The 19666-nt window shown below is 67.3% G+C and carries 21 protein-coding genes; 14 read left to right on the forward strand and 7 right to left on the reverse strand.

Going from position 1 to position 19666, the window contains the following annotated elements; all coding sequences use genetic code 11:
• Window positions 1-3: 3 nt before the first annotated feature.
• The gene (locus tag A5784_RS06595; protein WP_064943509.1) at window positions 4-1539 is read right to left on the reverse strand and encodes an APC family permease; all 1536 of its coding nucleotides are present in this window, start codon (window positions 1537-1539) and stop codon (window positions 4-6) included.
• A gap of 185 nt (window positions 1540-1724) precedes the next feature.
• Here A5784_RS06595 and A5784_RS06600 point away from each other — a divergent pair, with 185 nt between their 5' ends.
• From A5784_RS06600 to A5784_RS06645, 10 genes are read left to right on the forward strand one after another with little or no spacing between them, the layout of a single operon-like run.
• Complete coding sequence (locus A5784_RS06600) at window positions 1725-3005, forward strand: class-III pyridoxal-phosphate-dependent aminotransferase (RefSeq protein ID WP_064943510.1); 1281 nt, start codon at window positions 1725-1727, stop codon at window positions 3003-3005.
• Window positions 3002-4549, forward strand: coding sequence for an aldehyde dehydrogenase family protein (locus tag A5784_RS06605; protein WP_064943512.1), 1548 nt, complete (start codon window positions 3002-3004; stop codon window positions 4547-4549). Before A5784_RS06600 ends, A5784_RS06605 begins: the two co-directional genes overlap by 4 nt.
• A gap of 4 nt (window positions 4550-4553) precedes the next feature.
• Window positions 4554-5159 (forward strand): BMC domain-containing protein, encoded by a 606-nt coding sequence (locus A5784_RS06610; RefSeq protein ID WP_064943514.1) that lies wholly within the window; start codon window positions 4554-4556, stop codon window positions 5157-5159.
• Window positions 5156-5656, forward strand: a complete 501-nt coding sequence (locus A5784_RS06615) for a hypothetical protein (RefSeq protein ID WP_064943516.1) — start codon at window positions 5156-5158, stop codon at window positions 5654-5656. Before A5784_RS06610 ends, A5784_RS06615 begins: the two co-directional genes overlap by 4 nt.
• A gap of 24 nt (window positions 5657-5680) precedes the next feature.
• The gene (locus A5784_RS06620) at window positions 5681-5932 is read left to right on the forward strand and encodes a EutN/CcmL family microcompartment protein (RefSeq protein ID WP_064943518.1); all 252 of its coding nucleotides are present in this window, start codon (window positions 5681-5683) and stop codon (window positions 5930-5932) included.
• A 12-nt stretch (window positions 5933-5944) separates the two neighbouring features.
• Entirely contained in the window at window positions 5945-6226 is a 282-nt protein-coding gene (locus A5784_RS06625; protein ID WP_029373255.1) for a BMC domain-containing protein, read from the forward strand.
• 2 nt (window positions 6227-6228) lie between these two features.
• Complete coding sequence (locus A5784_RS06630; protein ID WP_029373254.1) at window positions 6229-6891, forward strand: microcompartment protein; 663 nt, start codon at window positions 6229-6231, stop codon at window positions 6889-6891.
• Entirely contained in the window at window positions 6892-7896 is a 1005-nt protein-coding gene (locus A5784_RS06635) for a phosphotransferase enzyme family protein (RefSeq protein WP_064943520.1), read from the forward strand.
• 18 nt (window positions 7897-7914) lie between these two features.
• A complete protein-coding gene (fabG, locus tag A5784_RS06640) occupies window positions 7915-8694 on the forward strand; it encodes a 3-oxoacyl-ACP reductase FabG (RefSeq protein ID WP_064943522.1) in 780 nt (259 codons plus the stop codon).
• Between the two features lie 50 nt (window positions 8695-8744).
• Window positions 8745-9509, forward strand: a complete 765-nt coding sequence (locus A5784_RS06645; RefSeq protein ID WP_064943524.1) for a GntR family transcriptional regulator — start codon at window positions 8745-8747, stop codon at window positions 9507-9509.
• 7 nt (window positions 9510-9516) lie between these two features.
• Here the strand turns inward: A5784_RS06645 and A5784_RS06650 are convergent, their stop codons facing one another.
• From A5784_RS06650 to A5784_RS06670, 5 genes are read right to left on the reverse strand one after another with little or no spacing between them, the layout of a single operon-like run.
• Window positions 9517-10656 (reverse strand): MFS transporter, encoded by a 1140-nt coding sequence (locus A5784_RS06650; protein WP_353651903.1) that lies wholly within the window; start codon window positions 10654-10656, stop codon window positions 9517-9519.
• Window positions 10653-11921 (reverse strand): amidohydrolase family protein, encoded by a 1269-nt coding sequence (locus A5784_RS06655; protein ID WP_064943526.1) that lies wholly within the window; start codon window positions 11919-11921, stop codon window positions 10653-10655. Before A5784_RS06655 ends, A5784_RS06650 begins: the two co-directional genes overlap by 4 nt.
• Complete coding sequence (locus A5784_RS06660; protein WP_064943529.1) at window positions 11915-13027, reverse strand: CoA transferase; 1113 nt, start codon at window positions 13025-13027, stop codon at window positions 11915-11917. Before A5784_RS06660 ends, A5784_RS06655 begins: the two co-directional genes overlap by 7 nt.
• A gap of 30 nt (window positions 13028-13057) precedes the next feature.
• Complete coding sequence (locus A5784_RS06665) at window positions 13058-13624, reverse strand: TetR/AcrR family transcriptional regulator (RefSeq protein ID WP_064943531.1); 567 nt, start codon at window positions 13622-13624, stop codon at window positions 13058-13060.
• A gap of 59 nt (window positions 13625-13683) precedes the next feature.
• On the reverse strand, window positions 13684-15123 hold the full coding sequence (locus tag A5784_RS06670; protein WP_232005965.1) for an APC family permease: 1440 nt from the start codon (window positions 15121-15123) through the stop codon (window positions 13684-13686).
• A 105-nt stretch (window positions 15124-15228) separates the two neighbouring features.
• Here A5784_RS06670 and A5784_RS06675 point away from each other — a divergent pair, with 105 nt between their 5' ends.
• The 4 genes from A5784_RS06675 (at window position 15229) to A5784_RS06690 (ending at window position 18792) form a co-directional block, all read left to right on the forward strand.
• Window positions 15229-15897, forward strand: coding sequence for a TetR/AcrR family transcriptional regulator (locus A5784_RS06675; RefSeq protein WP_064943533.1), 669 nt, complete (start codon window positions 15229-15231; stop codon window positions 15895-15897).
• Window positions 15894-17033 carry a DmpA family aminopeptidase gene (locus tag A5784_RS06680; RefSeq protein WP_064943534.1) on the forward strand — a complete coding sequence of 380 codons (1140 nt, stop codon included), beginning with the start codon at window positions 15894-15896 and terminating at the stop codon, window positions 17031-17033. Before A5784_RS06675 ends, A5784_RS06680 begins: the two co-directional genes overlap by 4 nt.
• 92 nt (window positions 17034-17125) lie before the next feature.
• On the forward strand, window positions 17126-18379 hold the full coding sequence (locus tag A5784_RS06685) for an NADH:flavin oxidoreductase/NADH oxidase family protein (protein WP_064943536.1): 1254 nt from the start codon (window positions 17126-17128) through the stop codon (window positions 18377-18379).
• Window positions 18376-18792 (forward strand): nitroreductase/quinone reductase family protein, encoded by a 417-nt coding sequence (locus A5784_RS06690; protein ID WP_064943538.1) that lies wholly within the window; start codon window positions 18376-18378, stop codon window positions 18790-18792. Before A5784_RS06685 ends, A5784_RS06690 begins: the two co-directional genes overlap by 4 nt.
• Here A5784_RS06690 and A5784_RS06695 read toward each other — a convergent pair.
• The gene (locus A5784_RS06695; protein WP_082944698.1) at window positions 18782-19666 is read right to left on the reverse strand and encodes an enoyl-CoA hydratase/isomerase family protein; all 885 of its coding nucleotides are present in this window, start codon (window positions 19664-19666) and stop codon (window positions 18782-18784) included. The two genes, A5784_RS06690 and A5784_RS06695, sit on opposite strands and share 11 nt — an antisense overlap.

Below are 19666 nucleotides of genomic sequence, written 5' to 3' on the forward strand. Positions count from 1 at the left end.
GCGTCAGTCTCGAACGACGGTGTCCTCGAACACGATCCGGCCGATCAATTCATAGCGGCGCGGATCACGCAACTTGAAGTAGGTGGCAAGGACTGCGCCGAACACGAACAGTCCCACCACGATCCACGGAGTCAGCTTGAACAGCAGGGTGCCCGACGCGGTACCGGCCGCAGCATCCTTGTGCTCCCAGAGCAGCCAGACCACGTAGAGCATGCCGATGCCGCCGAGTCCCGGGGCGACCAGCGTCTTGAACCAGTGCTTGGACACCGGATGGTTCTTGCGCAGGTGGAAGTAGCTGATCACGGAGAACGCGCACAGCGACTGCACGATCAGGATCGCCATGGTGCCGAGGATGGCCAGCAGCGAGTACATGTGGACGTACGGATCCATGCCCGCGGCCAGGAACGCCAGGATGATCACCAGGGCGATACCGGTCTGCACGAACGACGCGATGTGCGGCGAACCGTGCTTGGGATGCGTTGCGCCGAGGGTCTTCTGCAGCCCCTTGGACAGGCCCTCCCGGCCCATCGCGTAGAGGTACCGCGACGCGCAGTTGTGGAACGCCATGCCGCACGCGAACGAACCTGTCACCAGCAGGATGTTGAAGACGGTGATCGCCCATTCGCCGTAGTAGCCCCGCACCGGGCCGAAGAAGATCTCCGACGCGGTGTCGGCACTCTGAGCGAGTTCGACGGACTTCTGCGGGCCGGTGCCCGCGATCGCCATCCACGACACGAACACGTAGAACACGCCGACACCGAGGACGCTCAGCATGGTCGCGCGCGGGATGATCCGCTTGGGGTCGCGCGATTCCTCGCCGTACATCGCCGTCGACTCGAACCCGACCCATGACCAGAAGGCGAAGAACAAGCCCAAACCGGCACTGGCACCGGCGATTCCGGCTGCTGGGGTGAACGCTCCGGCAGGGTTGAGCGTCTCGCTGACGGCAAAGCCGTCGGGGCCGCCACCGTGGACCAGAACCGCAACCGCGCCAAGTGCCAGCATGACGATCTCGGTCACCAGGAACACGCCGAGCACCTTGGCCGTGAGGTTCACGTCGAAGTAGGTCAGGATCGCATTGGCCGTCAGCATCAGCAGGGCCGGGATGATCCAGTGAATGTGGATGCCCAACTGCGACTGCATCAGGTTCTGGAAGAAGAACGAGAAGATGCCGATGAGCGAGGGCTCGAACACCACGTACGCCATGGTGATCAAACCGCCGCTAGCCATCCCGACGATACGGCCGAGGCCGTGGGAGATGTAGCCGTAGAACGCACCGGTGGTGGTGATGTGCTTGGCCATGGTGGCGTAGCCGACGGCAAACAGGCCCAGGACCACGGTGGCTACGATGTAACCCGCCGGAGCGTGTGAACCATTTCCGGCGCCGACGGCGATGGGGACGTTGCCGACCATTGCGGTTATGGGAGCGGCGGTGGCCACCGCCATGAAGATCACGCCGATGGTGCCTACGGCGTTACGTTTCAAGCGTTGTACATCTTGAGCTGCATTTTCACTCTTCGTGACAGCTTGTTCGGTCATCTACCGGCTTACCTTCCAGGCTTATGATGAAGGCTCGATGTGGCCTGGGCCACAGTACGAACTGTACGTATATTGGCACTACCAAAACCGAATGGCAAGGGTTCACCTGATCCATTGACAGAAATGGTTGCGACCATTTACGGTGTGGTGCATCACAGCTACCAGGTAGCTCAAGAGGGAGCCGCATGTACGACTACGGCACGTTCACGTTCGAATCCAAAGCCGAAGTGCTGGACAAGGCGAAGACGTTCTGGAATCCAGACAAAACGCAGTTCTGGACCGACACGGGTGTCGATCTGGTGATCGACCGCCGCGAAGGTTACTTCCTGTGGGACATGGAGGGGCGTCGGCTCATCGACCTGCACCTCAACGGCGGGACCTATAACCTCGGACATCGCAATCCCGAAGTGATGCAAGCGATTTCCGAAGGTATGCAGCACTTCGACATGGGCAATCACCATTTCCCCTCGGTAGCGCGCACCGCGCTCGCACAGCGCCTCGTCGAGACCGCGCCGGCGTCGATCAAGAAGATCGCCTTCGGATCCGGCGGTGGCGAGGCGATCGACATCGCGCTCAAGAGCGCCCGGCACGCCACCAAGCGCCGCAAGATCGTGTCGATCATCAAGGCCTACCACGGTCACACCGGCCTGGCGGTGGCCACCGGCGACGACCGGTTCGCGAAGTTCTTCCTCGCCGACCAGCCCGACGAGTTCCTGCAGGTGCCGTTCAACGACATCGACGCGATGGAGAAGGTGCTGGCCTCCGGCGATATCGCCGCGGTCATCATGGAGACCATCCCGGCGACGTACGGATTCCCCCTTCCCGCACCGGGTTACCTCGAAGCGGTCAAAGCCGCCACCGAGAAGTACGGCACGCTCTACATCGCCGACGAGGTGCAGACCGGCCTGATGCGCACCGGCGAGCTGTGGGGCATCACCAAACACGGCATCGAACCCGACATCATCGTCACCGGCAAGGGCCTTTCGGGCGGCATGTACCCGATTGCCGCGGCACTGCTCGGTGAGCGCGCCGCCACCTGGCTCGACGAGGACGGCTTCGCGCACATGTCCACCTTCGGCGGCGCCGAACTCGGTTGTGTCGCGGCCATCAAGACGCTGGAGATCTGCACCCGCCCCGAGGTGCGCTCGATGGTGCACTACATCGCCGACATCTTCGATCACGGCCTGCGCCGCATCCAGGCCGACTACCCCGACTGGTTCGTCGGCATCCGGCAGAACGGGGTGATCCTCGGGCTGGAGTTCGACCACCCCGAGGGTGCCAAGTTCGTGATGCGCGAGCTCTATCAGCTCGGGGTGTGGGCGATCTTCTCGACACTGGATCCCCGTGTGCTGCAGTTCAAACCGGGCCTGCTGCTGTCCCGAGAACTGTGTGAGGACGTGCTCGACCGCCTCGCCGTTGCGGTGAGTCGAGCCAAGGCCGCTGCGACGGGACGGAAGGCGTCATGACGAGTACTGCACAGGCCGGCCACATGCTTGAGCGGGCCCGGTGGGCCGCCGCGGCATACGCCGACTACGACGCGGCCGCGGTGAACACCATCGTCAACGCCGTGGCCGAGGCCGGCTACGCCGAGGCCGAACGGTTCGCCACCGAGGCGGTCGCCGAGACCGGTATGGGCGTGGCGGCCGACAAGGTGACCAAAAACCGGGCCTGCTCGCGCGGCATCGTCGACTACTACCGGGGCGAAGACTATGTGTCGCCGCGCATCGACGAAGCCCGCAAGATCGTCGAGCTGCCCCGGCCTGCCGGTGTCGTGCTGGCGTTGACGCCGACCACCAATCCCGTTGCCACCGTGTACTTCAAGGTGATCCTGGCACTGATGACCCGCAACGCCGTCGTCGTCGCGCCGCACCCGCGGGCCAAGCGGTGCTCGGCCGACGCAGCACGGGTGCTCGCCGAGGCCGCCATCGCCGCAGGCGCACCCGACGGCATCGTCCAGGTGGTCGACGAGCCGTCCATCCCACTGGTACAGGCCCTGATGGCCGATGAACGTACCGACGTCATCGTGGCCACGGGCGGCACCGGCGTCGTACGCGCCGCGTACTCGTCGGGCAACCCGGCCCTGGGCGTCGGGCCGGGCAACGTCCCGGTTTTCGTCGACGCCAGCGCCGACATCAATGCCGCGGCCAAACGCATCGTCGACAGCAAGGCGTTCGACAACTCGGTGCTGTGCACCAACGAATCGGTGCTTATCGTCGAGGACGCCGTCGCCGACAAGCTGCGCTCGGCACTGACTCGCGCCGGGGCCCACATCCTCGACGAGGACGGGGCGCGACGGCTGCGGGCCTATATGTTCGCCGACGGCCACCTCAACACCGATGTGGTGGGCCGTGACGCCGCCTGGATCGCCGGGCAGGCAGGGCTGCGCGTGACACCGAAGACCCGAGTCCTGATCGCACCGTTCGACGACGTCATCGCCGAAGAGATGCTGGCCCACGAGAAGCTCTCCCCTGTGCTTGGCATGACCACCGCGGCCGACGCCGCCCGCGGTATCCGCGCTGCGCGCGCCGTGGTACGGATCGGCGGGGCCGGACATTCCGCCGCGATCCACAGTGAAAACGCGGCCGTGATCACTGATTTCGCGGCTCAGGTGCCGGTGCTGCGGGTGTCGGTCAACGTCGGCAACTCGACGGGCAGCTCCGGGCTGGACACCAACCTGGCACCGTCGATGACCATCGGGACCGGGTTCGTCGGGCGCAGCTCGATCGGGGAAAACCTGCAGCCGCAGAACCTGATCAACTGGGCCCGCATCGCCTACAACAGCGAACCGGGCGTGCTGATGGGCAATTTCGCCGGCATCGACCCATGGCACTCCCCGGCCGCGCCGGTGCCGCAGTATCCGCGCGCCTCCAACGACCGTGACGGCGTCGCGGTGCCGGCGCAGCGGTCGTACGCGACGCCGAGCCGGGCGTCGGATCCCGGACTGGACGCGCTACGAGCCGAATTGCGCGCGCTGGTCGTCGAAGAACTCGCACAACTGATCAAGAGGTAGGGCTGTGGCTGAACTGCGTTCGTTCATCTTCATCGACCGGCTGCAACCGCAGACCATGTCGTATCTGGGCACCTGGATCAAGGGCGCACTGCCCCGGGCCAACCAGGCCGCGCAGATCATCGAGGTCGCTCCCGGCCTTGACATCGAGGGCGTCACCGACGTCGCCCTCAAACATGCTGAGGTCAAGGCTGGAATCCTGGTGGTAGAGCGGCAATTCGGATACCTCGAGTTCCACGGGGAGACCGGCGCGGTGAAAGCTGCCGCCGATGCCGCACTCGATGAGCTGGGCAGCACCACAGACAGCGCAGTGCGACCGAACGTGCTGGCCTCACGCATCATCTCCAGCATCGACCACCAGCACGCGTTCCTGATCAACCGCAACAAGATCGGGTCGATGGTGCTGCCCGGCGAGTCGTTGTTCGTCCTGGAGGTCGCCCCGGCGTCCTACGCGATCCTGGCCACCAACGAAGCCGAGAAGGCCGCTGACATCAAGGTGGTCGACTTCCGGATGATCGGCGCGACCGGCCGGGTGTACCTCTCCGGTACCGAGGCCGATGTGCGTCAGGCCGCCGAGGCCGCCCAGGATGCGTTGGCAAGGGCCACTGCATGAACATCAACCGTGACGATCTGCGCGCCCTCGTCAGAGAGGTGGTGCGCGAAGCGGTTTCGGGTCTCAAACCCGCCCCGACCCCGGGGCCGGTGGCTGTCCCCTCGCCACCGGCCTCGGCCACACCCGCTACGGTTGCCGACCAGCTGGGTCTCGATCCCACCGGACCCCGCTCCGTCGAGGGCAAGAACCGGGTCGAGACCGTGCGGCTGTCCAAGGACTCCGACCTGGACGCCTTTGTCCGAAAGTTGTTGCGGCTGTTCGAAAACCCGAAGACCCGCGCGGATCTGAAAGCCGGCCGGCTGAGTTTCCGGCTGGCAGGCAGCGCGGCACCGGCCGGCGGCGCGACGCACCGGATCGACAGCGGCGCGGTCACCGAACGCCACATCGCCGACCTGGCCGGCGGCACCCTGATCCTGGGCCGCCGCGCCGTGCTCACCCCGTTGGCCAGGGAAAAGGCTCGATCCCTTGGCATCACGATCACCAAGGAGCGCAAATGATCTCCCAGCGACGAAGGAGCGAATGTGATTAAAGCGACTGTCACCGGGAACGTCTGGGCGACGCGCCGTATCGACGGCATCCCGGCCGGGGCCTTCCTCGAGGTCGAGGTGGACGGCACGGGGTCGCGGTTGATCGCGTTCGACGTCCTCGGCACCGGTGTCGGTGAGCACGTCCTCGTCGCGCAGGGCTCCGTGGCCTCGGGCTGGTTCACCGGCACACCGCCCCCTGTCGACGCACTCATCATCGGATCCATCGATTCCAACCCCAACAAATAAGGAGATATCCCCATGTCCAGCAATGCAATCGGACTGATCGAGACCAAGGGCTTCGTCGCTGCGCTGGCCGCCGCGGACGCCATGGTGAAGGCTGCCAACGTCACCATCACCGATCGCCAGCAGGTCGGCGACGGGCTGGTCGCCGTGATCGTCACCGGTGAGGTCGGCGCGGTCAAGGCCGCCACCGAGGCGGGAGCGGAGACCGCGTCGCAGGTCGGTGAGCTCGTCAGCGTCCACGTCATCCCGCGGCCGCACAACGAGCTCGGCGCGCACTTCTCGGTGTCCAGCAAGTAGCCATGCCGACGCAAGCAGACGAGAGCACGCGGATCCGCACCCAGATCCGCGTCTACCTGCTGGTCGAAGACCTGCAGCGGCAGTTCGCCGCCTACCTGGGTACGCCGACCCGCGCCCGGGGCTACCCGCCGTATGAGGGCGAACACGCGCTGATCGTCGAGGTGTCCCCCGCCTTGGCCATCGAGCGCGTGATCGACCTGGCCCTGCGCGAGGTGCCCGGTATCCAACCCGGAATCCTGTACGTGGAGCGGCAATTCGGGGTGCTGGAGATCCACTCCGCCAACCTCGAAGATGTCCAGCGGGCCGGGAAGGCGATTCTGGCAGGCACCGGCAACTCGGCGTCCGATCAGCTGCGGCCCCGGGTGCTCTACCACGACATCATCGAGGACATCACCGATCAACACGCGGTGATCCTCAACCGCAACCGGCAGGCTTCGATGATCCTGCCCGGCCAGTCGCTGCTGGTCTACGAAATGACCCCGGCCCTGTTCGCCGCCGTCGCGGCCAATGAGGCCGAACGGGCAGCGCCCGGGCTTACGGTGGTGGACGTACAAATGATCGGGGCTGCCGGGCGGCTGTACATCGGCGGCAGTGTCGCGGACGTGACGGCGGCCCGCGACCGGATCACGACAGTGTTGGCGGGAATTGAAGGACAGGACCACTAGATGGTTATCACCGACGAGATCGATGTCGCCCAGCTCGCCCTGCGGCAGTACGACATCGGGCCCGACGCGACGTTGCGGCTGCTGAATCTGTCCGAGAACGCCACGTATCTCGTCGAGGATGCCGGAACACAGTCGATCCTGCGGGTGCACCGGCGGGATTATCACCGGGCGCACGAGATCGAGTCGGAGTTGGACTGGCTGGCGGCGTTACGGGCCGACAGTGACGTCACAGTGCCGACAGTGCTCCCCGCCAGCGACGGGCGTCGCGTGGTCACCGTCAACGTCGATGGGACCGCTGGGACTCCCAGGTACGCCGTCCATTTCGACATGGTCGCCGGCGCCGAGCCCGACGAGAACGCCCTCACGTTGGAGGACTTCCACACCCTGGGCCGGATCACCGCTGCGCTGCACGACCATTCGCAGCGGTGGGCGCGTCCCGCCGGGTTCGATCGGTTCGCCTGGGACTGGGAGCACAGCCTGGGCGCCCAGCCCCGCTGGGGACGCTGGCAGGACGCCGAGGGCGTCGGGCCGTCGGAGAACGACGTCCTCGAGCGGGCCCAGACGCTGCTGCGTACGCGGCTGGAGGCGTACGGCACCGGGCCAGACCGGTTCGGGCTGATCCACGCCGATCTGAGGTTGGCCAATCTGCTGGTCGATTCCGCAGACACCGGATCATCGAAGATCACCGTCATCGATTTCGACGACTGCGGATTCGGTTGGTATTTCTACGATTTCGGCACCGCCGTATCGTTCATCGAAGATGACCCGGCGCTGCCCGAATGGCAGGAATCATGGGTGAGCGGCTACCGCAGCCGCCGTGAACTGCCCGCCGCCGATGAAGACATGCTCGCATCGTTCGTGCTGTTGCGCAGGCTGCTGCTGTTGGCTTGGATGGGCAGCCACAGCCATTCCAGGGAATCGGCCACCAAGGCGATCAGCTACGCCGCGGGAAGTTGTGAACTTGCCGAACGGTATCTGCGCTCCGACGGCCACACTCTGACCTGACTCATAAAGGATCCCACTATGTTCGCATCGCTTCAGGGCCGCTCGGCCATCGTCACCGGCGGCAGCAAGGGTATCGGCCGAGGCATCGCCGAAACCTTCGCCAATGCCGGGGTCAACGTACTCATCACCGGCCGCAGCCAGGCCGATCTCGACAAGGCCGTGGCCGATCTGTCCGGTGCACCGGGCAAGGTCAGCGGGCTCAGCGCCGACGTGTCCAGCCCCGAGGACGCCCGTCGCGTGGTGGCAGAGGCAGTCGAGCAGCACGGCGGCCTGGACATCGTGTGCGCCAACGCGGGTATCTTCCCGTCGGGCCGGCTGGAGGACCTCACGCCTGAATCCATCGAAGAGGTGCTGGCCGTCAACTTCAAGGGCACCGTCTACATCGTGCAGGCCGCGCTCGCGGCGCTGACCGCCAGCGGCCACGGCCGCGTGGTGATCACGTCGTCGATCACCGGCCCGATCACCGGATACCCCGGCTGGTCGCACTACGGCGCTTCCAAGGCTGCCCAGCTTGGCTTCCTGCGCACCGCTGCCATGGAACTGGCACCCAAGCAGATCACCATCAACGCCGTGCTTCCCGGCAACATCATCACCGAGGGCCTCGGAGAAATGGGCCAGGAATACCTCGACCAAATGGCCTCGGCAGTACCGGCAGGCCGGTTGGGTTCGGTGGCCGACATCGGCAACGCCGCGCTGTTCTTCGCGACCGACGAGGCCGCCTATATCACCGGTCAGTCGCTGGTGGTCGACGGTGGCCAGATTCTGCCCGAGTCGCATCTGGCTATCGCCGAACTCTGACACCCCAAACGGCTAGAATTGGCTGTACCAAAAATGGAGAGGGGTCCGGGGTGGCAGCGCAGAGCGAGGAGTTGCGGCGACGCATAGTCGCCGACATCAACGCGGGTACCCCGGGCGCCAAACTCGGCAGCGAACGCGACCTCGCCGAACACTACGGCACCAGCCGTTCCAGTCTGCGCCAAGTGCTTGCCGCCCTGGAGGAGGCCGGGCTGGTGCACCGCGTGATCGGCCGGGCCGGCGGCATCTTCATCAGCCACGGTCAGGTCGAACGCAACCTGTCCGACGTCGTCGGGGTGCCCGCATTCCTGACCAGCCAGGGCTACATCGCCGGGACGCGGGTGCTGTCCACCCGCATCACCACCCCCGACCAGGGCACCAAGACCGCGCTGCGCCTCAATGACGGCGAGTACGTCGTCGAGATCCAGCGCATCCGGCTGGCCGACGGCTCCCCGTTCTCCCTGGAGCACGCCCAGTTCCCCGCCGATGCCTTCCCCGGGCTCCTGGAACAGCAACTCGGCGGCTCGCTCTACGAAATCCTGGAAACCCGATACGGTTTGGTGACCGGCCGGGCCGACGAGCGGATCGAAGCCGTCAACGCCACCAGCAGTGAAGCCACCCTGCTCGGCATCAAACCGAAGGCCGCGCTGCTGCTGATCACGCGGGTCACCTACGACCAGAACGGTATCCCCTGCGAGTTCTCCCGCGACCTGTTCCGCGGCGACCGGACGGCCCTGGCCGTCACGGCGCAGGGACGCGGCATCGCCCGGTCGCAAGCCAACACCGCGTCGGTGACACTGCAGCGCCAAGCCGGCTGACACGGAGTCAGACGGCACCTTGCCGTCCAACCCAGCTCCAGACGAGCGCCATCACCGCGCACGCGGCGGCCAGCACGGCAAACGCCACCGGGAACGAGCCGGACGTGGCCAGCGCGCCGGCCACCAAGGCGCCCAGGCCCGTACCGCCGTCGAAGCCGATGTTCCAGGCCGCGCTCACCGCGCCGCGAGATTGCCCACCGCTGGCCGCCAACGCCTGCACCAGGGTGAGGTTCTGCAGCCCGCCATACGCCAAGCCGAGCAGCAGTGCGCCGACGACGATCACCGCGGGGCTGTAGCTGATTCCCACCGCAATCGCCACCAGCCCCACCACACCCAGACACAGCATCGGCGCGATGAATCGGTGCGCCCCGAAGCGGTCGGCCGGACCGCCGATCAGCCACCGCCCCAGCGTCGCCGGCCCGGTCAGGGCCAGCAGGGTCGCGAAGGCCGTTGTGGTGTCACCGAATTGGGGTGCAAACGTGATGACTGCCCCGCCTGCGGCGGTGATCACGACGAGCGCACCGATCGGGCCGATCAGCCCGCGGCTCACCGCACGGAATTCGCCCCGCTGGGTCGGAGGTCGCGGCACCGGATGGATGAACATCAGCGCCAGCGGTACGCCCAGCAGCGGCGCGGTGGCCAGCACGAAGACGGGGGTGTATCCGACGTGGTGCACCAGCCACGTCGCCACCGGCGTGAGCACGAATTGCGGTGCGGCGATGGCAAGTCCGTACGCTCCGGCGGCCCGTCCACGCTGCTCATGACCGAACAGGCCTGCGATACCGTCGACGCCGTACACCGTGAGGATGCCGAAACCCAGCCCGCGCAACGCCGCAAGCAGCAGCACCGTCGGCAGGTTGTGGGCCACCACATGCGCGATCGCGGGGGCACCGAGCAAGGCCAGGCCGATCGCGAGAGTGACCGGCCACCGCAGCCGCCGCAACACCAGCCCGACCGACAGCTGCGCCACCACGGTGCATGCCATCAGGACCGCGTTGACCGATCCTGCCCCGAAATCGTCGGCGCCGTTGTGCACGGCCCACATCGGGGCGACCGGCAGCAGCAACGCGAATCCGATGAAGCCCAGCACCGCGGCACCCACCAACGCGGGCATGCCGGGCGCCCTCCACACCGTTGTCTGTGTCATCGGGTGAATACCGTCGCACCATCGATCACGGTCGCGGCCACCAGGTCGGCGTCGAGTCGGCTGAGCGCCTCACGCGGCGGGACGGACAGCACGCAGACGTCCGCCGGTTGACCGGGCGCGATGGTGCGTTGCCGGGCCGGCTGTGTGGCTCTGCCCAGGAACAGCGTCAGAGCCGTTCGCGCATCGACACATTCGGCCGCGTTGAGCACACCGCCCGTGGGCGACCGTCGATGCACGGCGGCGCGCATCGCCGCCCACGGATCGCTGTCACCGAACGGCGCGTCGGTCGACAGGGCCACCGGCACCCCCGCGCGCCGCAGAGAAGCCAAGCGCCACAGCTGGTCTTGTTCGGTCGCAGGCACATCGGTACGGTACTGGTCGCCGCGTTCGGCGATGAAGTTCGGCTGGGTGACCACGGTGGCCCCGAGGAGCGCCAGATCCGCGATGCAGTCGGCGGGCACCATCGCCGCGTGTTCGATGCGATCGCCGGGCTGTCGGCCCGCACCCCGTAGGGCGGCGATCGCCACGACGAGTTGCGCCGCGGTCACGCAGTGCAGGGCGACCGGCACCCTGTCGGCATGCTTCTCGCGGATCCACGCCGTCAACTCGTCGAGGTCGAGAGCGTCGTCGTGCAGGATCCTCTTGCCCGGAGCCAGCACGTGGACTCGCTGCCGGAGCCGGATATCGGCATCGAGATCGGGGGTGGCATCGGTGACGCCGGTGACGCCGTAGGCGGCCAGCCGGGCGCTGAACTCGTCGAGTGCGGGCGGTGTGCGCTCCAAGGTGTCCGACCAGGTCCGGTCGGCGCTGCGCAGCCGACCGTCGGGATGGTCGGCGAGCCCGACAGCGGCCAGGCCGGCCGAGTTCAGCGTCCACATCACGCCGCTACGGTGTTGGACCCGCACGGGAATGGGCGGTGTGAGTGTGTCGAGCAGGTGGCGGTCCAGTGGGCCTGCGACCGCGTCGTGGTAGCCGACGGCCCTGATCCATCCGTCGGCGCCGGGTACCGCCCGGGCCAGGGTCTGGGCCATGCCGTCGGCGCCCTGTACCTCCTGCGGCCCGACCCGCGCCGAATTCAGCTCGGCCGCTGCCGAATACACGTGCAGGTGATGGTCGTGCAGGCCGGGGATCACCGTGCCGAACCGGGCGTCGAGAACGCGCTCGCCCGGCTGGGGCCGCAGGCTTTGTGCCACCTGCTCGATCTGCTCGCCCAGCCGGATGTCGACGACCTTGCCGTCGAGTAGGCTTGCACGCTGAATCAGCATGGTGCAGCAGCTCTTTGGCTCACGAGGTGGCGCACTGCGGCGTTGTCGGCGCCCAGCGCGGGACCGGCCGGGACCGCTTCGGGTCTGACCGCGGAGATGATGTTGTCGTCGGCGGGCAGCCCGGCATACTCGGCAGCCACTGCCGCCATGGCGAATTCGATGAGCTCACCGCCGCCACGGCCGAGGGCGGCCACGACCGCCACGGCGGTGTGCAGGCCGGTGAGCGGATCAGCTATCGCGTCGGCAACGAATACCGGTGTGCCGTCACGATATCCGACCAGACCACCCGACACTGCGGCGTCGTCTCCGAAGGCCACCCAGCCGGCCCGTTCCCCGCGAGTGCCGTGCCCCGTGATGCGCAGCCACACCCGCCCGGGACGCGGTGTCGCGGTGCGCGGCCCCAGGCCCCGACGCTCGAGGGCGGTGGGACGGGACGCCTCGATGACCACGTCGGCGACGTCGAGCAACGCGCGCACCTCATTGGGATGGTCGAAATCCACTGCATAGGAGAGCTTTCCGCTGTTCATCCAGTCGAAGAAGGCCGCCTCTCCAGACCGGGTGCCATCGGGACGGGCCCCGCTCTCGACCTTGACCACCGTGGCTCCGGCGCGCGCGAGCAGGCGTCCGCACAACGGCCCGGCCCACATCGAGGACAGATCGGCGACGAGCACGCCGGACAGCGGCGACGACCGCGACGGACCGAGAGTCGTTACCCGGGGCGGTGCCGCGGCCGTCTCGCCGAGGGCCGCGACCGGCAAACCGAGAAGCCGCGCCCGTCCGGCCACCGTGGCCCCCGGCAACCCGGCGGCCCATGTCTCGATGGCAGGCCACGGGTCGTCGGCGACGGTATCGGCCTGCAACAGAGCGGGCACCAGGGCGAGATCGTCGGGCCGTGACAGCGTCAGCGCGCACCAGCCGTCGGCGGCGGGAAACAAGCGCGTGGCTCCGCCCGCCGAAATCCGGCCCGGCACGGTGAGGTCGAGCAGCGCGGCCCGCCCGGTGATCAGTTCGGTGGCATCGAGGTCGACGCCGGTGAGCGCGGCGAAGTCATCGGCCATTCGCTGCGCGCGTGCCAGCACCGATGCGGAGACCGCGCATGTACCCACCCGGCCATTGTGTCGCAGGCCGACGCCGGCTCAGGCGTTCGGCAGGTGCAGCCTGGTGAGTTCGACGAGGTGGCGACCGACATCGTCGAGGGCATCGGTCTTTTGCGCGGCGATCGCCATGATGACCGCGCCCTCGATCGATGCGATGGTCATCGTGGCCAGAGACCGCGCGGCGTCGGCATCGGCACCGGCACGGATCAGCCGCTCGGCCAGGATCGTGTGCCAGTCCTGGAACGCCTCGGCGGCCGCGTCGGCGGCTTGTGGCGCATCGCAGCGGCCGAGGACTGCCGCGACGATGGGGCAGCCACCCTCCAGGTGCGTCTCGGCCAGCTGCAGCTTCCATTGGTCGATGAATTCCTGCACGGCTTCGGCGGGCTCGCGCCCGTCATCGGCCGCCCGGATGAGCGCCGTCAGTGCCTGGCCGGCAACGCGCGTGGCCTCGGCGACGAGTTCCTCCTTGCCGCCCGGGAAGTTCAGGTAGATCGAGCGCCGCGAGACACCGCTGTCCTCGAGCAACGCGTTCAGACCGGTCCCCGCGACGCCGCGGCGCCGCACCAAACCCGTCACACTCGCGATCAAGGTGTCCCGTGCCGACATCGTGCCTCTGCCTCCCTGCTAGACCGGTCAGTCTACCCGCCGCAGGTTCGCCTTCGTGTTCAGTCGTCGATCTGCTCGTCGATCGGATCGGCGAGCTGCCAGCGCTCCCCCCGGCGCGGGTGGATGTAGGCGTAGTAGTACACGACACCGACGACGATCGTGCCGACCGCGACGATCAGCTGGCTCAAGGCTGACACCGCCAGTTGATAAGTCACATAACCCATCATCGCGATCACGACGAGCGGCGGAAGCGGCCAGAGCGGCATGCGATATCCCGCGCTGGCCCGGGCACCGGGACGCCGCAAGCGCAGCGCAGCCACCGCAACCGCGAAATAGATCGCGACGACGCTGGCGCCCGTGGCGGTGATCAACCAGCCCAGGGGGATGAAGCTCGCCGCGAGTGCCGCGCACGCACCGACGGCCAGGGTCGCCGCGACTGGAGTGTGCAACGTGGGATGCACCGTCGAGAGGATCCGGTCGATCGGGTCGGGCCAGGACCGGTCGCGCGCCGAGGCGAACAACTGCCGGGCAACCTGGAGGATGATCGCGATGACGGCGTTGATGATGGCCACTGCGATGCCGACGCTGATCACGATGTTGAGCGTCGGGCCACCGCGGGCGATCAGGAAGTAGTTCATCGGTGCTTCGCTGCCGAGCAGTTCGGTCATCGAGGGTGCGCCCATGACCACCGCCGCCAGTGGCAGGATCTCGATGGCGACCGTGACCACGAGACACACGACGACCACACGTCCGATGGTCTTGGCGGCGTTCTTCGTCTCTTCGACGTAGTAGATCGCGGCGCCATAACCGTTGTAGGCGAACAGCGCGACGGGGACGAGCCCCATCACCGCGCCGAGGCCCACGGGGGCGAGCGACCCGCCGTCGGCGATCTGCGCGTGCAGGAACTCCCCCGGCCCGCGTTCGGCGTGGGCGAAGCCCAGCATCACCATGACGGCGATGGCGGCGATCTCGACGGCCAGGAAGATGCCCGTCACCCACGCGTTGGTCCGGATGTTCAACACCGCAACACCGGTCGTCACCACGATGACCGCGACCCCCACCCACTTGCCGCCGAGATCCGGCCAGGCGACACCCAGATATTCGCCGGTCCCCAACGCGATGACCGCGGTGATGAGCACGGCACTCACCAGCGTGAGGACGAAGATCGCGAAGCCGGTGGGCTTACCGAGAAGCCTGGCCGCCCAGGTGTATTCGCCACCCGTGATCGGGTAGGTCGCGGCCAGCTCGGCATAGCACAGCGCCACGAACAGAGCGGCCACCGCGCCGATGGCCATCGTCATCACCGACGCACCGCCCACGCCGAGCAGGACCGTCGGAACGATGATGAAGACACTGGACGCCGGCGTGACCGCCGACAACGTGATGAGGATGTTCTCCTTCATCGTCAGGGCGCGTTGCAGCTGCTGCTGGTAGGCGGGTGGAGTGGTCGGGGACGACAACGCGCCGTCGGCCATGGATGCAGGCTGATGTTCGGTCATTGCGAGCCTTTCTTTGACTACTAATCAAAGAAAAGCAGATATGTGCTTGTCAAGAGTGTCTTTCGGTGTAATTATTTTCTGATTCCCAGCGACTGACGAGGAGCCATGGCACGACGCAAAGACCAAGACGCGGCCCGCGAGTCGATCATCTCGGCGACTTTGGTGGCGATCCGCGATCGCGGGTTGGACGGTCTGCGCATTCGCGACGTCGCCGCGATCGCCGGCGTGTCGTCGGGAACTGTGCACTACTACTTCACCGATTTCGCCGGGCTGCTGACCGAGGTGTATCAGCGGGCCAGCGAACAGTTCTACCGCGACCGCATGGAGGCCGTGACCGAGATCGCCGATGCGCGAAAGAAGCTCGCGGCCATGATCAACACCGGCATCCCCTGGGCGTCGGATGATGCACTGGTGACGGCTCTCTATCGGCTGGATTCCTATCTCGCGTTCCGTAGCACCCATTCCGCGCTCGTGACAGCGCTGTACGACAAGCAGGTGGCCCTGTACCTCGGCATCCTCGAAACCGGCGCAGCCCAAGGATATTTCGAGTTGCAGGGCAAGCCACTGGACATCGCACAGAATCTCGTCGCGCTCGAAGACGCCTACGGACTGCACATCACCACCGACAACCGCGCCCTGCCGCCGCCGCGCGCAGCGGACCTGATCCACAGCTACGCGGCCATGGCCACGCGCTGTGCCGACATCCCCGATCCCACCGGTCCAGAACCAGCGACCACCATCCGACCCAAGTCCACGAGGAAGAACATTCGTTGAACCACACCACCACCCGCGCCCGCGACCTCGGCATCAACCTGCGCGGCCGCCCAGGCCCGCACAACGCCATCACCGATGTTGCCGGCGTCGAAGTCGGCTACGCGACGCTCATCAGCGGCGACGGTCCGCTGACCGTCGGGCACGGCCCCGTCCGCACCGGCGTCACCGCGATCCTGCCGCGTGGCCGTGACGGTGTCGGGAGGCCCTGCGCCGCAGGACGATTCCGGCTGAACGGCAACGGCGAGATGACAGGTACGGCGTGGATCGACGAGGTCGGTGAACTCGCGCTGCCGATCACGATCTCCAACACCCACGCCGTCGGCGCCTGCCACACCGGGGTCGTGCAATGGGTCAACGAGGTACATCCGACGCTGGCACAGCAATGGCTGTTGCCCGTATGCGCGGAGACCTGGGACGGCTACCTCAACGACATCAACGGCGGCCACGTCACACCTGAAGTGACCCGCCAAGCGCTGGACTCCGCTCGGCCGGGGCCCGTGGCCGAAGGATCCGTCGGCGGCGGCACTGGCATGAACTGCTACGGATTCAAGGGCGGCAGCGGTACCTCATCACGCCAAATCGCCTTTGGCGAGGCGACATTCACCGTCGGAGCGTTCGTGCAGGCGAACTTCGGGTCGCGCGACGAACTCACCGTGTCAGGCGTCCCGGTGGGTCAGCTGATCGATGTCGAAAACCCCATGGAGGACACCCCCTGGCTGGAGGAAGATCTCCGTGCGCCGTCAGGTGCGGGATCGGTGATCGTCGTCGTGGCCACTGATGCGCCGCTCAACGCGTCGCAGTGTCAGGGACTGGCCCGTCGGGTGCCGCTCGGTCTGGCCAGGACCGGAACCACCGGCAGCCTCTTCAGCGGTGATCTGTTCCTGGCGTTCTCGACCGCCAATGACGGACCGTCGCGTACCGGTTTCCCCACCGCAGAGCCGTCCGAGGCCGAGCTCTACACGGCCCAGCACCTGCCCTGGAACCGCATCGACCCCTTCTACGCCGCTGCGGTGTACGCCGTCGAGGAGGCCGTTCTCAACGCGCTGGTGGCCAACGAATCGATGACAGGGCGCGACGGGCACAGGTCACCGGCCCTCGATCACCAGTTGCTCCTGCCGTTGCTGAAACGAGGCTGAGCCGCCTCTGCCAATCGGTCACGTTGCGGTAGACCGATCGGTGTACTAGCCTCGCCGACAGCATCCCAGCGCGCTGTTGCGAGGAGACCCACATGCCCGACATCCACGACCCGCTCACGCTGGCCAGCGGCCAGGTGCTGAGCAACCGGCTGATGAAGTCGGCTCTCAGCGAGGGCCTCGGAACGCCAGACCACGGGCCGGACCACAGGCTGGTCGAGCTCTTCCGGCGCTGGGGCACCGGCGGGTACGGACTCGTGATCACGGGGAACGTGATGGTCGACCGCGACCACCTCGGCGAGCCGGGCAACGTCGTCGTCGAGGACGACCGCCACCTCGACGGGCTGTCCCGCTGGGCCAAGGCCACCAAGGACGGCGGCAGCCTGATCTGGATGCAGGTGAATCACCCTGGTCGGCAAGCCAATCCGCTGGCCACCCGATCGCAGCCGGTGGCACCGTCGGCCGTGCGGATGAGTGTGCCCGGATGGCAGGCGCCCCGCGCCCTCACCGACGACGAGATCGAAGCCACCATCGACCGGTATGCGCACACCGCCGCTATCGCCGATGTCGCCGGTTTCGACGGAGTCCAGATCCACGGCGCACACGGTTACCTCGTCGCGCAGTTCCTGTCGCCGCGCACCAATCAACGCACGGACCGCTGGGGCGGTGACCCGCGGCGTCGCATGCGCTTCGTCCTCGAAGTGGTGCGGCGGACCCGCGCTGCTGTCAGCCCCGGCTTTTCCGTGGCCATCAAGCTGAACTCCGCGGACTTCCAGCGCGGCGGATTCACAGAGGAAGAGTCCCGCGCCGTGATCGCGGCCCTGGCCGCCGAAGACCTCGACCTGATCGAAATCAGCGGCGGCACATACGAATCTCCCGCGATGGAAGGCCGGCCCTTCGTGCAGTCGGCGTCCACCACGGCGCGCGAGGCGTACTTCGTCGAATACGCCCGCGCCGCCCGGGAGTTCGCAGGCAACGTGCCGCTGGCCGTGACCGGCGGCTTCCGCACGCGGGCGGCGATGAGTGAGGCCGTCAGCTCGGGAGCCTGCGACGTGGTCGGGCTGGGCAGGCCGACCACTGTCAACCCGGCCGCCGCCGACAGCCTGCTGGTGGCACATCAGACGCGCCTGCACGTTCCCGACATCGCACCCGCCCTGCCTGCCCGGATTGCCAACACGGCCCGCGCCAAGACTTTCCTCAGCGCGCTCGAACTGCAATGGCATGGGACCCAGCTGCACCGGCTCGCCGCAGGCGGTGAGCCCGACCCGACGATCGGCCCGCTGGCCACGGCCGCGGCGCTGCTCAAGAACAACGGAGTCAACGCCTTCCGCGCCCGGAGGAACTCATGACCGACAAGACGCTGAACAAGTTCCGCCGCGAACGAGTACTGGGACGCCATCTGCTGAACCCGGCCGTTACGGCACTGTCGCGACTGGGATTGCGCACGGCATTGGCGTCGGAGTTGGAGACCATCGGCCGCAAGACCGGTCAGCTGCGCAGGGTTCCCGTCTCCGCCCAGTTCGATGCGACCGGCGCGTGGGTGATCTGCCAGCACGGAACACGTTCCGGTTGGGGCAGCAACATCACATCTAACCCGAATGTTCGTCTGCGACAAGGAAATCGGTGGCGCACGGGTGTGGCGCAGTTCCGTCCGGACGACGATGTCGCGGCGCGGGCCCGCAAGTTCGGGGTGATCGGTGCGCGGGTGGTCAAGGCACTGGAGACCACGCCGGTCTCGGTGCGCATCGACTTCACCGACTGACGATCTCGTCGACCAGCCCCCAGTCCAGCGCCGTCGCGGCGTCGATGCTGCGCCCGGTGAGCACCAGATACGCTGTGCGCCAACGGCCGATGCGCCGCGTGATGCTCACGGTGCCGCCTGCGCCGGGGATGAGCCCAAGCGTCAACTCCGGCAGGCCCAGCGTGGCCTGCGGGTGTGCACTGACCCACCCGCAGAACGCCGCCATCTCCAGACCGCTGCCCAGCACCTGACCGTGCACGTCGGCCCGGCAGCGGCGGCCCAGCCGTCCGGTCAATGCGTCGAGCACCAACGCCGGACTGTGCCGGGTGCGGGCCAGATGCGCGGTGGCGGGGTCCTCGAACGACCCGAACTCAGCGAGATCGCCTCCGCTGCAGAAGGATCGGCCGTTGCCGCTGAGCACCACCTCATCGACCGACGGGTCGAGCCGAGCCACCTCCAACGCCTCCAGCAAGGCCGCCCGCGCATCGGTGGAGAACGCGTTGTGGCGCTGCGGCCGGTTGAACCGGATGTGCAGCGTGTTGCCGTCCCGGTCGGTCTGCACCGGATCGGGCAGCAACGGCGCCGTCGCCGGACCACGCTCGTGCAGCCAACGCGCGAACTCAGGCCCGGACTGCAGCGTCGAATAGGCAAGGGACTCGGTGATCAGTCCGCCGAACGCCGGTGCTGCGACGTCGAGGCTGCGCAGTACGTCGTCACACACGGCCGCAGCCAGCGGCCAGCGTTCGCACCGCTGCGCCAGCACCCGCAGAGTCTGCTCGACCGAATCCACCGTCACCGCGCGGCGGTCTGCGGTGCTGGTCTCGGTGACGGTGAACGTCGCTGCGTCACTGGGGTTTTCGACGGCGACGCGGATCCCGCCCGGCAGATCGATCAC

This window comes from Mycobacterium sp. 852013-50091_SCH5140682 (assembly GCF_001665685.1).
Lineage (GTDB): Bacteria > Actinomycetota > Actinomycetes > Mycobacteriales > Mycobacteriaceae > Mycobacterium.

Excerpts from the sequence above, each read along its gene's own strand:
- A5784_RS06600 (WP_064943510.1), top strand. The coding sequence starts at position 1,725 with ATGTACGACTACGGCACGTTCACGTTCGAATCCAAAGCCGAAGTGCTG.
- A5784_RS06690 (WP_064943538.1), top strand. The coding sequence starts at position 18,376 with ATGACCGACAAGACGCTGAACAAGTTCCGCCGCGAACGAGTACTGGGA.
- A5784_RS06655 (WP_064943526.1), bottom strand. The coding sequence starts at position 11,921 with ATGCTGATTCAGCGTGCAAGCCTACTCGACGGCAAGGTCGTCGACATC.
- A5784_RS06605 (WP_064943512.1), top strand. The coding sequence starts at position 3,002 with ATGACGAGTACTGCACAGGCCGGCCACATGCTTGAGCGGGCCCGGTGG.
- A5784_RS06615 (WP_064943516.1), top strand. The coding sequence starts at position 5,156 with ATGAACATCAACCGTGACGATCTGCGCGCCCTCGTCAGAGAGGTGGTG.
- A5784_RS06670 (WP_232005965.1), bottom strand. The coding sequence starts at position 15,123 with ATGACCGAACATCAGCCTGCATCCATGGCCGACGGCGCGTTGTCGTCC.
- A5784_RS06625 (WP_029373255.1), top strand. The coding sequence starts at position 5,945 with ATGTCCAGCAATGCAATCGGACTGATCGAGACCAAGGGCTTCGTCGCT.
- A5784_RS06595 (WP_064943509.1), bottom strand. The coding sequence starts at position 1,539 with ATGACCGAACAAGCTGTCACGAAGAGTGAAAATGCAGCTCAAGATGTA.
- A5784_RS06635 (WP_064943520.1), top strand. The coding sequence starts at position 6,892 with ATGGTTATCACCGACGAGATCGATGTCGCCCAGCTCGCCCTGCGGCAG.
- fabG (WP_064943522.1), top strand. The coding sequence starts at position 7,915 with ATGTTCGCATCGCTTCAGGGCCGCTCGGCCATCGTCACCGGCGGCAGC.
- A5784_RS06630 (WP_029373254.1), top strand. The coding sequence starts at position 6,229 with ATGCCGACGCAAGCAGACGAGAGCACGCGGATCCGCACCCAGATCCGC.
- A5784_RS06675 (WP_064943533.1), top strand. The coding sequence starts at position 15,229 with ATGGCACGACGCAAAGACCAAGACGCGGCCCGCGAGTCGATCATCTCG.
- A5784_RS06650 (WP_353651903.1), bottom strand. The coding sequence starts at position 10,656 with ATGACACAGACAACGGTGTGGAGGGCGCCCGGCATGCCCGCGTTGGTG.
- A5784_RS06665 (WP_064943531.1), bottom strand. The coding sequence starts at position 13,624 with ATGTCGGCACGGGACACCTTGATCGCGAGTGTGACGGGTTTGGTGCGG.
- A5784_RS06685 (WP_064943536.1), top strand. The coding sequence starts at position 17,126 with ATGCCCGACATCCACGACCCGCTCACGCTGGCCAGCGGCCAGGTGCTG.